Raw genomic sequence first — 15,502 nt, forward strand, 5'->3', positions numbered from 1 at the left:
GATCATCATGTTAAACAATACCAAAGGACAAATGGGCATTTCACTTGCGAAACGCACATTCGATTTCATTGTTGCCTCGTTGCTGCTTATCGCGGTGTCACCACTTTTCCCGCTGATTGCGCTGGCAATAAAGCTGAACTCGCGAGGCCCAGTGTTTTATACCCAACTGCGTGTTGGGCACTACACGCAAGAGCGAGCCCAGCTGTTTTACATCATCAAATTCAGGACCATGTATCAGGATTGCGAAAAACGCAGCGGCGCATGTTGGGCAACCGAGAACGACCCACGAATTACCTCTGTCGGTCGATTTATGCGCAAGACCCGTCTCGATGAGTTGCCACAACTGATTAATGTGGTGAAGGGGGAAATGTCATTGGTCGGCCCACGCCCTGAGCGCCCCTGTTTCTACGACAAACTTGAAAGCGCCATTCCTTTCTTTGCGGAACGAACCTACGGCCTGCTGCCCGGAATTACAGGGTTGGCGCAAGTAAGCCAAGGGTACGACACCTGTATTGAAGATGTTCGCCGTAAGGTCGGGTTTGATCACGGTTATGCGCTTGCTCTCGGATCATTCAAAACTTGGTTGACCATGGATCTGCTGATCTTATTTAAGACCGTATCCGTTATGTTGATGGGGAGAGGACAATAATGATTAAACTTCTCTACGTCCATTATGGTGATAATTGGCTTCGCGGCAGCGAAATCTGCCTGCTGAATCTGCTCAAGAGCTTAGACACCCGACGCTTCAAAGCGATACTTTGGACGAATAACCGTATGCTTCATCAAAAAGCCCAAGAGCTTGGCATTACGTCAGAATTGGATGCTTTCGGCATATTGATGGGCTGGCGAGAACAACGCATCACTTTAACGCAGTTTTTTTCGCAAATTGCGCGGGCGAAAACGCTGATACGCCAGTACCGAATTCAATTGGTGCATGTCAACAGTGGCGCTGCGTGCCAATGGATGTGGATAGCAGCCAGAATTTGCCGAGTGCCGATGCTGACGCAACTGCACAGCGATTACACCTTACGTGATCGGTTTCGGTTGTGCCTGCATTTGTCTCCTCATGTAATCACGGTCAGCAAAGCAATCAGTATCAGGCTTTCGCAAGAAGGTTATCCGTTACAGAACCTGAGCGTCGTGCACAACGGTATTGATATCGAAACACTCACTGAGCACCCCATTCAGTGCGTCCGGCAATCATTGGGAATAAACAAAAGCAGTACGGTGATCGCCAGCGTGGGTTCACTGATTCATCGCAAAGGGATGGATCGTCTTATTCAAGCCGTCGCAAGCCTTAATCGGCCTGATTTGCATCTGCTCATCATTGGTGAGGGGCCAGAAAAGCCGGCACTAAAACAGTTGGCTGCAGAACTGAAAATCGCAGAGCAGATACATTTTGTCGGCGAACAGAGCGAAGTGTTTGGCTGGCTTCGCGGCGGTGTGGACTTGTTTGTGAGTGGCGCCCGAGATGAGGCCTTCGGACTGGTGTTGGCAGAAGCCGCAGCCGCTGGCTTACCCGTGATCGCTCCCAACGTTGGTGGCATTCCAGAAGTACTGCAACATCAGGAATCAGCGCTGCTCTACGACCCAGAGAGCCCGGAACAGTTACCACAATACATTGCAGACCTGCTGTCTGATGCGAAGCTGGCGACAAAACTGCGCCAAGCCGCCCTTGAGCGAGTCAACGCACGATTTTCATTGCAGGCGAACACGGCAGCGCTGACGAGTCTTTACTCACAACTTCTTGCCCGGTTCCCCCATCGACAAGCGCCAAGCATGTTCAGTTGTCTTAAGCCGCTGAAAGCGCTGTCGTTCAGCCATTTACACCGTTAAACAGTGTGCAGAAGTCATTATCAAGAATCATGATAATTAGTGAGCAATACGGAAACTAGCGCGTCCAATGGCATTCAATGTCGGGGAGACCTTCTTCGTTGTCCCTGTTACCGACCTTAAAAGTGAAACCATGTGACTGATTAAAATCTTTTGCTCGTTGATTGACGTCAAATGTCCTCAAGACAAGAGAACCTTAAGACTGCTTTTTCGTCAGATTGACCAAACAGGATCCGATATGCAGGCCCTGACAAGTGGATGAGACATACAGCTGGTTGATTTCGAACTCGGAGCTTGCCATAAAAGCGACAGGCCGATAGGTTGACTCATCCAGCACAACCACAACCCGGTAGTCTTGAGGCAGAATATGCTCAAGAAAATAGGCCTGAGATTCAAAAGAGTGGACCGGATTAATACCCAGAGCCAGGCTCATCGACTCATTAATGAAAAAGCGGCCAAGCGGCCGCTTTGGGTTCGCTGACAGTGCCTAACCTCACACCGACTTAATCAGCTCCGGCATGACCTCAAACAGATCCCCGACCAAGCCGTAGTCGGCGACCTGGAAAATTGGCGCGTCCGGGTCGCTGTTAATGGCGACGATCACTTTAGAATCTTTCATGCCAGCCAAGTGCTGAATTGCGCCGGAAATCCCCACCGCAATGTAGAGTTCTGGTGCCACGATTTTACCGGTCTGACCAACTTGCAAATCGTTGGAGACGAAACCGGCATCAACCGCCGCACGTGACGCACCAATCGCACCGCCGAGTTTGTCAGCGAGCTTCTCCACCAGCGCGAAGTTTTCTTTACTCCCCAGACCTCGGCCACCGGAAATCACCACTCTGGCGGCAGGCAATTCGGGACGTGCGCTTTCCACTTTTTGCTGCGAGACAAACTGCGACGTCGCCGATTCAATGGCGTGATCAACGGTTTTCACCTCTGCATTTCCTCCCGTGCTAGCGACGGCATCAAAAGCTGAGCTACGAATCGTCATCACTTTGATCGCATCCAGTGATTTTACTTTGGCCAGCGCATTGCCTGCATAAATGGGGCGAACCACAATCTCTGGCGATTCAATCGCAATCACATCAGAAAGTTGCCCCACATCGAGCAGCGCAGCCACTCGCGGCAGCAGGTTTTTACCAAACGTCGTTGCAGGCACGAGCACGTGGGAATAGTTGCGCGCGATTTCTGCCACCAACGCCGCGCCGTTTTCTGCCAGACGATGTTCATAAACGGGACTGTCGGCCAGCAGCACATGGCTGACCCCCGCACACGCTTTTGCCGCCTCTGCAACCGCGGCACACGCCGCGCCCATCACAAGCACACTCACCTCTCCGCCAATTGTTTTGGCCGCCTGCAAAGTTCGTAATGTATCCACAGCCAGCACCTGGTTGTTGTGCTCGGCAATGACTAAAATCGATAATTCGCTCATCTGTTGCTCCTGCACATTCAGCCAATCACTTTGGCTTCGTTTTTCAGCTTATCCACCAGCTCAGACACACTGGTGACCATCACGCCCGCTTTACGCTCAGGCGGTGGCATGACTTCCATGATTTGCTGATGCGTGTTGAGCGTTACCCCTAAATCCTCCGGCGTGGTGACGTCTAGCGGTTTGCGTTTGGCTTTCATAATGTTGGGCAGCGACGCGTAACGCGGCTCATTGAGGCGTAAATCGGTGCTGATGATTGCTGGTAAAGCGAGCTTGAGCGTCTCCAGCCCACCGTCAATCTCGCGCGTGACCAGCACGGCGTCGCCCTGCACGTCCACTTTGGATGCGAAGGTGCCTTGTGGGCGCTCTGTCAGCGCCGCCAGCATTTGCGCGACTTGGTTGTTGTCGGTATCGATGGACTGTTTTCCCAGCAGCACCAAACCCGGCGCTTCGCTCACCATCACCGCTTTGAGCAGTTTGGCCACATTGAGCGGTTCGGGCGCACCATCGGTTTGGATGTGAATCGCACGATCGGCGCCGAGTGCTAATGCAGCGCGCAGTTGCTCTTGGCAACTGACATCGCCCGCGGAAACCACAATCACCTCTTCGGCAACTCCCGCCTCTCGCAGGCGAATCGCTTCTTCCACCGCGATTTCGCAAAACGGGTTGATGGCCATTTTGACGTTGTTGGTTTCAACGCCTGAGCCATCACTTTTCACTCTGACTTTTACGTAAGCGTCAACAACACGTTTGACAGCAACTAAGACTTTCACACAGCCTCCTTAAGCGCTTGGTCATCCTTGGAGAATGGACCTTAGGGAATGTTGGTGGAATCAAACTGCTCGGTGATGACTGTTTGATGCGAGCCAAAACATTGTGCTTTCTGGACTGGTTAAATCCCGCATATCAACCACCTTTGACCACCAAACCCATTCAAACTCACCAGAAAATCATACACTTTCTGTCATTCTCAATGGGTTAAATGAGGTTACTCTTTGAGCTTAGTTTAGTTTACGTTTACGTCAACTGGACTATATTTAATCCATAAATACCGTTAACGCATGGATGAAAAGCATGGAACGAGAAACGATGGAGTTTGATGTCGTGATTGTTGGCGCAGGCCCGGCAGGACTGGCTTGCGCGTGTAAACTGGCACAAGTCAGCCAGCAGCAGAACGAGCCGGATTTCAGCATTTGCGTGGTCGAGAAAGGCTCTGAAGTGGGCGCGCATATTCTCTCTGGCGCTCTGTTTGAAACCACGGCTCTGGATGAGCTGTTTCCCGACTGGTCGTCCATGGAGTCGCCGCTGACAACCAAAGTCAGTTCGGATGAATTTCTGTATCTCACCACCGAATACAACCACATTCGCCTGCCTCACTTTGTGACGCCAAAAACCATGCACAACACAGACAAAAGCTATGTCATCAGCTTGAGCGAATTGTGCCGCTGGCTGGCCAAACAAGCCGAAAATCTGGGGGTAGAGATCTTCCCCGGCTTTGCGGCAGCCAGCGTCAATTATGACGAAAGCGGCGCTGTCGTTGGTGTCACCACGTCGGATATGGGGTTAGACAAAGCGGGCAATCAGAAAGCCAATTTCGAACCGGGCATTGAGCTTAAAGCCAAATACACCATATTTGCCGAAGGCGCGCGCGGCCATTTGGGGAAAGATCTGATAGAGCATTTCAAACTCGATGAAGGAAAGCAGCCGCAGCACTACGCGCTCGGTATCAAAGAGATCTGGGAGCTGCCAGACGATCATCCTCACAACAACGCGGGTGAAGTGATTCACGGCCTTGGCTGGCCGCTGAATGAAACCCACACCACGGGCGGTAGCTTTCTCTACAAGCTCGGCAACAACCAAGTTGCGATTGGCTTGATCACCGATCTCAACTATCACAACCCGTATTTGAGCCCGTTTGATGAGTTTCAACGCCTCAAACATCACCCGGCGATCAGCAAGCATTTGACAGGCGGCCAGCGCATTGCCTATGGCGCGCGCGCGATTGCCAAAGGCGGCTTGAATTCTTTGCCCAAACAGCAATTTCCCGGCGGTTTGCTGATCGGCTGTGATGCCGGCACGCTCAACTTTGCCAAAATCAAAGGCTGTCATACCGCAATGAAATCCGGCATGTTGGCGGCTGAAGCCATCACACATGCGCTGAAAGCGGGCGATCAACGTCATTTTGAGCCCGATTACGACTCGCTGTTCAAGGCATCCTGGTTGTATGAAGAGCTTGAACAGTCACAAAACTTCTGTGCCACCATTCACCGCTTTGGCAATGTGGCGGGCGGCGTCATCAACAGCTTCGAGCAGAACATTTGGGTGCCGCTGTTTAAACGCGCCGCGCCATGGGAGATGGAAGATCCACACCCGGACCATGTCCGCATCATCGATATTTCACGCTGCACGCCCATTGAGTATCCCAAACCCGATGGCGTGCTGAGCTTCGACAAACCCTCATCAGTCTTTCTGTCCGGCACGCAGCATGAAGAGAACCAGCCTTGTCATCTGAAACTGACCGATCCTTCTATTCCGATTGAAACGCATCTGCCCAAGTTTGGCGAGCCCGCCCAACGCTACTGCCCCGCGGGTGTGTACGAAGTGATTGTGGTCGATGAAGTGCCGCGCTTTCAAATCAACGCCGCCAACTGCGTGCATTGCAAAACCTGCGACATTAAAGATCCGTCGCAGAACATTATCTGGTGTCCGCCGGAAGGGGGCGGTGGCCCGAACTACCGCAATATGTAACCAGCGATTCGCGAGAACACTATTCGCCAGACACAAAAATAGCCACGGTACGTCGTGGCTATTTCATTTGATGAGATCGTGTTTTATTAAGCGGTTAGCGAGCGCCGCTTAAGCTGCCGTTAGGCCGGCTTTTTTGCCAGAGCGGCATCGATATCCGCGGCGCTGTGGCGCTCATCAATGCGCTCCCACTCTTCGCCCATGGTGCGGTTAACAATGCGACCACGCTGCACAGCAGGACGCTCAGCCATCATTTTCGCCCAGCGTTGTACATGCTTGTAGCTCTGCACATCAAGGAACTCGGCCGCGTTATACGCGTTGCCCAGCGCCAGGTTGCCATACCAAGGCCAAATTGCGATATCGGCAATGCTGTACGCTTCGCCCGCAATGAAGGTACCTTTCGCCAGTTGTTTATCCAACACATCCAACTGACGTTTGGCTTCCATCGCAAAACGGTTGATTGGATATTCAAATTTCTCTGGCGCGTACGCGTAGAAGTGGCCAAAGCCACCACCCAGATACGGCGCAGAACCTTGCAGCCAGAACAGCCAGTTCATCACCTGCGCACGTGGCGCGGCTTCGGTTGGCAGCAAGTGACCGAATTTTTCAGCCAGATAAAACAGGATGTTGCCGGATTCAAATACGTTAATCGGTTCAGGGCCGGAACGGTCAACCATGGCAGGGATTTTAGAGTTCGGGTTGACGTCAACAAAGCCGGAACCAAACTGGTCGCCTTCACCAATACGAATCAAAAATGCATCGTACTCCGCGTCTTTCACGCCCAGCGCCAGCAGCTCTTCCAGCATAATGGTCACTTTCTGGCCGTTCGGCGTACCCATCGAATAGAGCTGAATCGGGTGCTCGCCAATCGGCAGCGTTTTCTCATGGCGCGCGCCGGAGTCTGGTCGGTTGATACTGGCCCACTGACCGCCGTTTTCGCTGTCCATGGTCCAAACTTTTGGTGGTACGTATTGGTTTGCCATTGTGTTTCCTTATCTTTGTTGGAGTTCGGCACTACAAGATATAGGGGTGGTTGGTGAAGATAAAAACCCCTATTTGCTCATTTACTTAGAACCTTCAGTTATGGCTTGGTCTGAGTGAGAATAAGACCGCCGCCGTGCCGTTTCTCTTTCAAAACGAATGCAAAGTCCGGCGCATCACGCACGCTCCTTCGCCATAACACTCCGACACTTCGACGTCTGCCAAGGGAGTAAAGCCGTGGCGCTCCCAGAACGCGGCGGATTCCTGAACCGATACCAAACGGATTTCGGCGCAGTTCAGAGCGACGCCAACATCAACGATACGCTTCACCAATCGCGAGCCGATGCCCCGACCCGCCACCCGGTTTGAGACGGCGAGATCGTGCAAAAACAGCGTTTCGCCTGCGCAGTCTGAGGGCAGTTCTTTATGCAGTTTGGGAGGCTGCGCCCGATTCCAGGTATGGGCAATAACATACGCATCGACCTTATCTCCCGTCCGGAACACAAAACAACTCTGCGGCGAGTGACGCCACTTGCTCTGTAACACCGCCAGTTTTTCCGGCGCGACTTCGGTGTACATTTCGTGTTGTACCGCCAGAATTCCCGGCCACACCGCGTCGTCAATATTGGTAATCACCACACGTCTCTCCCTGCATCGAAAACCCAGTTTTCACTATTCACACGCATTCCTCAAATGAATATCACATTTTGAAACACTTCACCGAGATGCAAAATATTTCCCCGAAATGCACAGCGAGCCGCGGTGGTGATCTCTTAAAGTCATGGCGAGTGAAAAATAAAACCGGTTTCAGACCGGAACGCTCACAGGAAACATGTCATAACAATAAGGGAAAACCATGTCTGATTTTAAAACGCTACCTCTGCCGAAAATCCTCACCCTCGCCGTCGCCTTTGCCGTGGCCGGCGGCGCATCGGCGGCGACTTCAACCGACCACACTCAGTTGCAAGAGAGCGGTATCAAGTACCGCAAGAAAGCCGAGTCGATGGTGAAGAAAATGAGTCTGAGTGAGAAGCTGGATATTCTCTCCGGGCCGGGAATGGATCTCACCACCTACGAAGGTATTGAACCGATCAACCTGACCAGCGGCACCGATGTCAGTGGTGTGGCCGGCTACATCAACGGGGTTAAAAACCGCAAACTGGATATTCCGGCGGTGAAACTGGCGGATGGCCCTGCGGGTCTGCGCATCAACCAAACCCGTGATAACGACGACAACACTTACTACGCCACTGCCTGGCCGATCGGCTCGCTACTCGCCTCTACCTGGGATACCGATTTAGTGCAGAAAGTCGGCACCGCCGAGGGTAATGAAGTGAAAGAGTACGGCGTCGATTTTCTGCTCGGGCCGGGCATGAATATTCAACGTAACCCGCTGCTGGGGCGTAACTTTGAATACTACTCAGAAGATCCGGTACTGTCGGGCAAAATCGCCGCGGCCATGGTGCGCGGTATTCAGTCCAACGATGTTGGCGCCACCATCAAACACTTTGTCGCCAACAACGCCGAAACCAACCGTTTCTTCTCTGACACCATTGCTGACCCACGTACGCTACGCGAAATCTACATGCGTGGATTCCAGATTGCGGTGCAAGACGCACAGCCATGGGCCATCATGAGTTCTTACAACCTAGTTAACGGTACCTACGTCAACCAACGCAAAGACATCATGACCAGCATCCTGCGCAATGAATGGGGCTTTAAAGGTCTGGCCATGTCAGACTGGTTTGCAGGCAACGTCTCCGGCCTCTCGAGCGACTTCACCAGCTACGTCGGGCGCGATGCCGAATCGGCAGCCAAGCAAGTCCGCGCGGGCAACGATTTGATTGAACCGGGCGGCGTGAAAGCCGATTTGCAAGCCTCTTATGATGCCGGAACGCTGAGCATGACCGACATCGACAGCAGCGTGGTCGCCATTCTGACACAGGTACAAAAAACACCGTCTTACAACGGCTACCACTTCTCAAACCAACCGGATCTGGATACACATGCCGAGCTGATCGGCAGCTGCGATGAGTGCGAAGTGAGTGAGAGCGGCGACACGTTGCGAATCACTTATACCGACACTGGCCCCAATCCTAAAGTCTCCAGCGCATTAGCAAACTTTGCATTCATTCGCGATATTATCAGTCAATATTTACCGGACGTTTCGTTGGAATTAGGGGTCAGACACGGCAATCAAATGCCTTATTCTGTGGTCAATGAAAAATTCAACACACATTGTCATTTCGGCCAAAGCGAAAATTATCTTCTTATTCAGTCTCCGGATTTAAATGAAGCGAACCCATTATTTAACCGCAAACTTTATCAGCTTCAGAAAAATAATTTAGACCATACAAAACAAGAAATTAATAACAGCACCTTCGCTCACAGCGTCGAAAATCTGCTATCGACGCTGATAGAGAAAGACGAACAGAACTGCGGTGATCGCACGCTGGAAAAAGTGTGTGACACACTCAAAATCAGCCGCTGGACGCTGAACAAAAAACTCGGCATCGAGAACAAGTGTTTTACCGATATCTACAATCAGGTAAGGCTCAACAAAGCGGTCAAACTTCTCTCGGAAACCAACAAGAGCATGAGTGAAATCAGCGAACTTACCTTCTTCTCGTCCCAGTCAGTGTTCTCCCGCTTTTTCCGCACCCACACCAACATGTCGCCAGTGCAGTATCGCAAGTCTTTGCAGCAGGGTTGAACGATACTCGCCCTCCATAAAGGGGGCTGAAGAAAATAAAAGAGAAAACAGAGCTACCCATCGGTGCAAGAGAGTAGCTCTGGTGGGCGGATTTATCCGAAGTCGCCCGAAATATAACGGCGGGTACGCTCTTGTTTGGGTTGGTGAAACATTTGACGCGTCGGGCCAAATTCCACCAGCTCACCGAGATACATAAATGCCGTGTGATTGGAAATGCGCATCGCTTGCTGCATGTTGTGCGTGACAATCACGATGGTGAAGTTCTCTTTCAGCTCGCCAATCAGCTCTTCAATCGCCGATGTGGCAATTGGATCGAGCGCGGAAGTGGGCTCGTCCATCAAAATGATGTCCGGCTCCAGCGCGATAGTGCGAGCGATACACAAACGCTGCTGCTGACCGCCAGACAGGCTGTGCGCATCGGCATTGAGCTTGTCTTTCACTTCCTGCCACAAGTGCGCCGCTTTGAGCGCTTGCTCAATTTTCTGGTCAATCTCTGCCTTGCTGTGGCCTTGCAAACGCAAACCAAAGGCAATGTTTTCGGCAATCGACATCGGAAACGGCGTCGGCTTTTGGAATATCATGCCGATTTTGGATCGCAGTTCGTTGAGGTCTGCGTAATCGAGCAGATTAGCGCCTTCATAGCCAATCATGCCTTCGGCATGTTGATGGCCATACAGCGCGTAAATTCGGTTAAGGCAGCGCAACAAGGTGGATTTACCACAGCCCGACGGGCCAATCAGCGCCGTGACCTGATGTTGATAAATCGGCAGCGACACGGATTTTAACGCGCGCTCCCCTTTGCGGTCGTAGTAGAAATTCAGATCGCGAATATCCAGCACCACCTCGCTTGCCGTGGCGGTTTGTGTTTGCACCGAGGTCTCTACGTCAGTGGTGGCGGGAGACAAAATCGTGGTTGCTATGTTGTTATTCATGGTTCTCACCTTTAAATGGTTCTCACCTTTTGAAAAGCTTAGGCAAATAGGTCGCACTGATGTTCACCAGCAGAATGAACAGCGTGACCATCAGCGCGCCCGACCATGCCAGCTGTTGCCAGCTCTCGTAAGGACTCATCGCAAATTGATAGATGGTGACGGGCAGATTCGCGACCGGACCGGAGAAATCGGTCGACATAAAATTGCTGTTGAGCGCGGTAAACAGCAGCGGCGCGGTTTCCCCTGCAATGCGGGCAAACGACAACAGAATCGCGGTGATAAGGCCAGAAGCCGCTGAACGGTAGCAGAGTTTAAACACCACCACCCAGTTGGCCGCGCCGAGACCACGGCCCGCTTCTTTGAGTGTGCTTGGCACCAGGCGAAGCATCTCTTCTGTGCCGGCAATAATGGTTGGCAGCGCCAGAACGGCGAGCGCAATACACCCCGCCCAGCCCGAATAGCCGCCGCTTGGCACGACGATCAGCGCGTAAACAAACAGGCCGACCAGTATCGACGGCGCGCTCATCAGGATGTTGTTCAGAAAACGAATAGCCTGTGCCCACTTGCTGTCGGCTTCCTGCTCCGCCAGCCAAGTACCTGCCAACAGCGCAATCGGTGTGGCGATGAAGATCGACAGAAAGGTCATTTCCAGGCTGCCGATAAAGGCGTTTTTCAACCCACCCGCACTGCCCGGCCCTGGCGTAATCTCAGTAAACAGCGCCAGATTGATGCCGGACAAGCCCCGTGAAATCAGGGTGTAGAGAATACTCGCCAGAACCAGCAACCCCATGGCAGCCGAGCCGTAACAGAAAAGTTGAAACAGGCGATTTTTGATGCGTCTGGTGTTCATTTTTTCACTCCCACCAATTTGTTCGCGACCAGCATCACCACCAACGTAATGGCAAACAGCAGCACGCCAAGGCCCAGTAGTGAGGCGATGTGAATCGGCTGCGTCGCTTCGTTAAACTGCTGGGCGATAGTCGAGGCAATCGAGGTGGCCGGCATAAACAGCGACGCCTGAATGCGGTTCGCTCCGCCAATCACAAACGTCACCGCCATAGTTTCACCCAACGCGCGGCCAAGCCCGAGAATACAGGCGCTTAATACCGCGCGGCGCACGCTTGGTAAAAGCACTTTGGTGATCACTTCAAACGGATTCGCGCCAATACCGTAGGCCGTTTCACGCAAAATATTGGGAATCGACGCCAGCGCATCGCGCGTGAGTGACGTAATGATCGGCAGAATCATAAACGCGAGGATGATGCCGGCACTGAGCAAGCCAATTCCGATCGGCGGACCATTGAACAGCGGACCGATCAGTGGCCATTCCGCGAGATGTTCTCCGGCCCACATTTGAAAACTGTCGGAAAACCACGGGCAGAACACAAACAAACCCCACATACCGAAAATAATACTGGGAATGGCAGCCAGCAGCTCAATCGCTTTACCGACGGGCGCGCTGACCCAGCGTGGTGCGAGTTCTGACAGAAACACCGCAATGCCGAGCGACAGCGGCACCGCGATCAAACAAGCAATGAACGCGCTGACCAAGGTGCCGTAAATGGCGGCAGCCGCGCCAAACTCGCCATTAATCGGATCCCAGACGTCACGATAGACAAACGACAAACCAAACGTCGTCAACGCCGACTGGCTGCCAGAAAGCAGAGAGAGGATGAGGCCGAGCAGAACGGCAAACACCATCAGCGCGCTGAGGAAGCTGACAGCGGAGAAAATCTTATCTGGCTGATATCGAGAAATCGCTTTATTCATAACACTCTGACTGTGCCCCGGCATACACCGGGGCATCCTAGGCTTAACGGATCACGGCTTGACCATCGGAAACCAGATTCTGTTTCCAGGTCTTGTTCACCAGTTTCACGACCGATTCCGGCATCGCCACGTAGTCGAGGTTTTGTGCCATTTCTGGGTGCTGGTAACTCCAGGTGAAGTACTTCAGCATTTCCTGCGCTTTTGCCATGTCTTTCTGATCTTTGTGCATCAGAATGAATGTCGCGGAGGTCATTGGCCACGTTGCCGCGCCCGGCTGATCGTTGAGGATCAGTTTAAAGCCCGGCGCGTGTTCCCAGTCGGCATTCGCCGCTGCGGCCTGGAAGCTCGCCGCTGTTGGGTTAACAAACTTGCCGGCTTTGTTTTGCAGCTGGGTGTAAGCCAAATGATTTTGCGTGGCGTAAGCGTATTCCACATAACCGATAGAGCCTTTGGTGCGTGTCACGTAGTTCGCAACACCCGCGTTCCCTTTGCCGCCGATATCGGTCGCCGCGCTTGGCCAGTTGATGTCTTTACCCACACCAATTTTTGATTGCCAGTCACTGCTCACGCGCGACAGATAATCGGTAAAGTTGAACGTCGTGCCTGAACCGTCAGAGCGGTGAACCACGTAGATGGGTAGTTTAGGCAGCTTTTCGTTCGGATTGAGCTTAGCAATCGCCGCATCGTTCCAGTTTTTGATTTTGCCCAGATAGATATCCGCCAGCACAGAGCCCGTCAGTTTCAGTTCGCCCGCTTTGACACCAGGAATGTTCACCACGGGTACGATACCACCCATCACCATTGGAAACTGAATCATGTCTTCCTTGTTCAGTTCCGTCACATCCAGTGGTGCATCTGTACCGCCGAAATCAACCGTGTTCGCTTCAATCTGACGAATACCACCGCCAGAACCGATCGCCTGATAGTTGATTTGCACACCTGTCTCTTTTTGGTACGCTTCCGCCCATTTGGCGTAAACCGGATATGGGAACGTCGCGCCCGCACCATTCAATGTGGTGGCAGCGAATGCTGAGCCAGAAGCACACAGTGCTAGTGACACCAAAAGCGTAGATTTCATCATTTTCATCGTGAACCCCGATATTTTCTTTGAGAATCGCTGAACCGACTTCCTTGTTCAGTAAATCGACAGCGCGCTACAGGGGACACGCTAAAAACTCCCGATGACATTTTTGTGACGATTTTGTTATTTCATTGATTTAAAAAGAATATTTATCATATTGGTTATTTTTTGATAAGTTTAGTTATCTAAAATCGGGGATTTGAGCGCTTTACACGGCGCTCAATTTTTCATCAACCTCACTCAACTGAGTTCAACCCAGTCGCACAAAAAACCCGTTCACCGAATTACCGCACAGACGCCAGTGCTCTGTCGCTCTGGTCACCGTCAATCACGCGTGAAAGTTCATCGCAACGCACAATTTTGCCCTCTCGCCACTGAAAATGGGCGATCACCTCCACCATACTGCGTTCTCCATTGCGTTTCTCGACGCTAACCTGATGGCGACTGAACACATGTTCGTCCTGCTGCGCCATCGCCACGACAGTCACGGTCATCGACCGCGTCAGTTGTTTTAAGGTCAGCAGGTGCTGCTTAAACTCGCTCAGGTTCAGCACAGCGCCATCGGCCACTTGTTGATAGCTGGACGCGAAATAACGTTCCACCTCGCGCTCATCGACATGCTCAGCTTCAATGACCGCCAGCAGCGCGGCATGAGTTAAGCGTTTCAGTTCCATATTGTTCTCCTCAGTTCATCAATTGAATCCGCAACATGGGCGCTTATCGTCTTCACTGCGCCATGTTGTTCTCTATGCTACAGCCGCTTTACATGGCAGAATTCGGACATTCAGACAAACGATAAAGGATTTCCGCCAAATGAGCGTGATTCGCCGAGCCTCACTCAAGCATCCCCAAAGCGCGATCACTGAATGGCACTCTCATCAGGAAGGTCAGCTGTTTTGGGTGAACCAAGGAATTTTGATGGTCGAAGCCGAGCAGCAGCGCTGGACGGTGGCCTCCGGCTGTTTAGCCTGGATACCCGCCGATTGCCGGCACCGAACCGAGGTGATTACCGATGTGGAAGGCGAACTGCTGTATGTGCAAGACGCAACAATGTTTGATGCCATGCCAGACCCCAAACTGATTCGTTGCGACGATCTCATCACGGCGCTGCTCAAACGGCTGTCCGGCGCCGAATGTAACGCTTCAGACACTCGTGAGCAGGCGTGGCTGGCGCTGCTCGGCAGTGAAATCTCGCACGCACCCGCCACCCCGTTGCAATTGCCACTGCCGGAAGATAAACGAGCGCGCAAGCTCGCCAACTATTTGATTGCCGAACCGGAGAATCGCCTGAGCCAAGAAGCACTGGCTGAGCGCTTTGGCCTCAGCAGCCGAACGCTGCATCGCCTGTTTCGCCAACAAACGGGCATGACATTTGTGCATTGGCGCCAACAAAGCCGCCTGCTCCACTCATTGAGCTTGCTCGAAGCGGGCAAGAGCATCACCGAAGTGGCGCTGGCATCGGGTTACGACAACTCCAGCAGCTACATTCAGCTGTTTCGCCAGCGATTCGGCGTCACGCCCAAGCTGTACCTGCGTCAGCGGCCGCTTTTGACTGGTATGAGTGAGTAATAATTGAAACAATCGAAAGTGCGTGACGAAGCAAAATTAGGCGCATGAAAAAACCACCCGGCCGGGTGGTTTCTCGTCAGGCTGAGCGCAACACCTCAAGGGTGATTGGCTGCCTTGGCTGAGCCGGTGTTTGGTCACCGGTAAGAGTGGCAAATCACATGTTCATGATTTTGCTGTGTAGCCAGTCTTTCAGCTCTGCTCGGTTGAGTTTCATCGAATTCATGGAGTGGTCGTCAATCGGCGCGCCTCTGAGCTCCAGTTTTCGAATTTCTCTGTCTAGTGAATTGTAGTTCGACGCATTTGCTGCAAATGCCTCATCGCTCGCGGTTAGCTGACTGATGGTATCCAGATGTTCTGGATATTCATTCGCTAAAGAGTGATTTTCGCCTAGCATAGAAACCTCGTTGAGTTAATGGGTGACACAAATATTCCGCTCACATTTTGAGCAG

The 15,502-nt window shown here is 52.4% G+C and carries 16 protein-coding genes; 5 read left to right on the forward strand and 11 right to left on the reverse strand.

Annotated elements, in window-relative coordinates:
• The first annotated feature begins 7 nt into the window (after positions 1-7).
• Together JIG40_RS18335 and JIG40_RS18340 are read left to right on the forward strand one after the other, a co-directional pair.
• Complete coding sequence (locus JIG40_RS18335) at positions 8-649, forward strand: sugar transferase (protein ID WP_154182498.1); 642 nt, start codon at positions 8-10, stop codon at positions 647-649.
• Positions 649-1,836: a glycosyltransferase gene (locus tag JIG40_RS18340; RefSeq protein ID WP_199465804.1), complete on the forward strand. Its 1,188-nt coding sequence runs from the start codon at positions 649-651 to the stop codon at positions 1,834-1,836. The genes JIG40_RS18335 and JIG40_RS18340 overlap by 1 nt, the downstream gene beginning before the upstream one ends.
• A 193-nt stretch (positions 1,837-2,029) precedes the next feature.
• On the opposite strand, the gene JIG40_RS18345 is transcribed toward JIG40_RS18340, so the two are convergent.
• Genes JIG40_RS18345 through JIG40_RS18355 form a run of 3 tightly spaced genes read right to left on the reverse strand, consistent with a single transcriptional unit; the run spans position 2,030 to position 4,035 of the window.
• Positions 2,030-2,266 carry a hypothetical protein gene (locus tag JIG40_RS18345; RefSeq protein WP_154182503.1) on the reverse strand — a complete coding sequence of 79 codons (237 nt, stop codon included), beginning with the start codon at positions 2,264-2,266 and terminating at the stop codon, positions 2,030-2,032.
• A 60-nt stretch (positions 2,267-2,326) separates the two neighbouring features.
• Positions 2,327-3,265, reverse strand: coding sequence for an FAD-binding protein (locus JIG40_RS18350; protein ID WP_199465805.1), 939 nt, complete (start codon positions 3,263-3,265; stop codon positions 2,327-2,329).
• A 17-nt stretch (positions 3,266-3,282) separates the two neighbouring features.
• On the reverse strand, positions 3,283-4,035 hold the full coding sequence (locus JIG40_RS18355; protein ID WP_199465806.1) for an electron transfer flavoprotein subunit beta/FixA family protein: 753 nt from the start codon (positions 4,033-4,035) through the stop codon (positions 3,283-3,285).
• Positions 4,036-4,336: 301 nt separating this feature from the next.
• On the opposite strand from JIG40_RS18355, the gene JIG40_RS18360 reads away from it, so the two are divergent.
• Positions 4,337-6,010: an electron transfer flavoprotein-ubiquinone oxidoreductase gene (locus JIG40_RS18360; protein WP_199465807.1), complete on the forward strand. Its 1,674-nt coding sequence runs from the start codon at positions 4,337-4,339 to the stop codon at positions 6,008-6,010.
• Between the two features lie 119 nt (positions 6,011-6,129).
• On the opposite strand, the gene yghU is transcribed toward JIG40_RS18360, so the two are convergent.
• Together yghU and JIG40_RS18370 are read right to left on the reverse strand one after the other, a co-directional pair.
• Positions 6,130-6,990: a glutathione-dependent disulfide-bond oxidoreductase gene (gene yghU, locus JIG40_RS18365; protein WP_199465808.1), complete on the reverse strand. Its 861-nt coding sequence runs from the start codon at positions 6,988-6,990 to the stop codon at positions 6,130-6,132.
• Between the two features lie 148 nt (positions 6,991-7,138).
• Entirely contained in the window at positions 7,139-7,627 is a 489-nt protein-coding gene (locus JIG40_RS18370) for a GNAT family N-acetyltransferase (RefSeq protein WP_199465809.1), read from the reverse strand.
• A gap of 217 nt (positions 7,628-7,844) precedes the next feature.
• Here JIG40_RS18370 and JIG40_RS22910 point away from each other — a divergent pair, with 217 nt between their 5' ends.
• On the forward strand, positions 7,845-9,701 hold the full coding sequence (locus JIG40_RS22910) for a glycoside hydrolase family 3 N-terminal domain-containing protein (protein ID WP_244662695.1): 1,857 nt from the start codon (positions 7,845-7,847) through the stop codon (positions 9,699-9,701).
• Positions 9,702-9,793: 92 nt separating this feature from the next.
• On the opposite strand, the gene pstB is transcribed toward JIG40_RS22910, so the two are convergent.
• From pstB to JIG40_RS18405, 5 genes are all read right to left on the reverse strand, one after another.
• Positions 9,794-10,633, reverse strand: a complete 840-nt coding sequence (pstB, locus tag JIG40_RS18385) for a phosphate ABC transporter ATP-binding protein PstB (protein ID WP_238778982.1) — start codon at positions 10,631-10,633, stop codon at positions 9,794-9,796.
• Between the two features lie 22 nt (positions 10,634-10,655).
• Positions 10,656-11,483, reverse strand: a complete 828-nt coding sequence (gene pstA / locus JIG40_RS18390) for a phosphate ABC transporter permease PstA (protein ID WP_024373118.1) — start codon at positions 11,481-11,483, stop codon at positions 10,656-10,658.
• Positions 11,480-12,427 carry a phosphate ABC transporter permease subunit PstC gene (gene pstC, locus JIG40_RS18395; protein ID WP_158129084.1) on the reverse strand — a complete coding sequence of 316 codons (948 nt, stop codon included), beginning with the start codon at positions 12,425-12,427 and terminating at the stop codon, positions 11,480-11,482. The genes pstA and pstC overlap by 4 nt, the downstream gene beginning before the upstream one ends.
• Before the next feature lie 19 nt (positions 12,428-12,446).
• Positions 12,447-13,490, reverse strand: a complete 1,044-nt coding sequence (gene pstS, locus JIG40_RS18400) for a phosphate ABC transporter substrate-binding protein PstS (protein ID WP_024373120.1) — start codon at positions 13,488-13,490, stop codon at positions 12,447-12,449.
• 278 nt (positions 13,491-13,768) lie between these two features.
• Entirely contained in the window at positions 13,769-14,158 is a 390-nt protein-coding gene (locus tag JIG40_RS18405) for a nuclear transport factor 2 family protein (protein ID WP_047460712.1), read from the reverse strand.
• A gap of 139 nt (positions 14,159-14,297) precedes the next feature.
• Between JIG40_RS18405 and JIG40_RS18410 the strand changes: the two genes are divergently transcribed.
• Complete coding sequence (locus tag JIG40_RS18410) at positions 14,298-15,053, forward strand: helix-turn-helix transcriptional regulator (RefSeq protein WP_199465810.1); 756 nt, start codon at positions 14,298-14,300, stop codon at positions 15,051-15,053.
• Positions 15,054-15,207: 154 nt separating this feature from the next.
• Here the strand turns inward: JIG40_RS18410 and JIG40_RS18415 are convergent, their stop codons facing one another.
• The gene (locus tag JIG40_RS18415; RefSeq protein WP_020328258.1) at positions 15,208-15,447 is read right to left on the reverse strand and encodes a YdcH family protein; all 240 of its coding nucleotides are present in this window, start codon (positions 15,445-15,447) and stop codon (positions 15,208-15,210) included.
• Positions 15,448-15,502: the final 55 nt, after the last annotated feature.

It is taken from the genome of Vibrio sp. bablab_jr001 (assembly GCF_016464285.1).
Classification (GTDB): domain Bacteria; phylum Pseudomonadota; class Gammaproteobacteria; order Enterobacterales; family Vibrionaceae; genus Vibrio; species Vibrio fluvialis.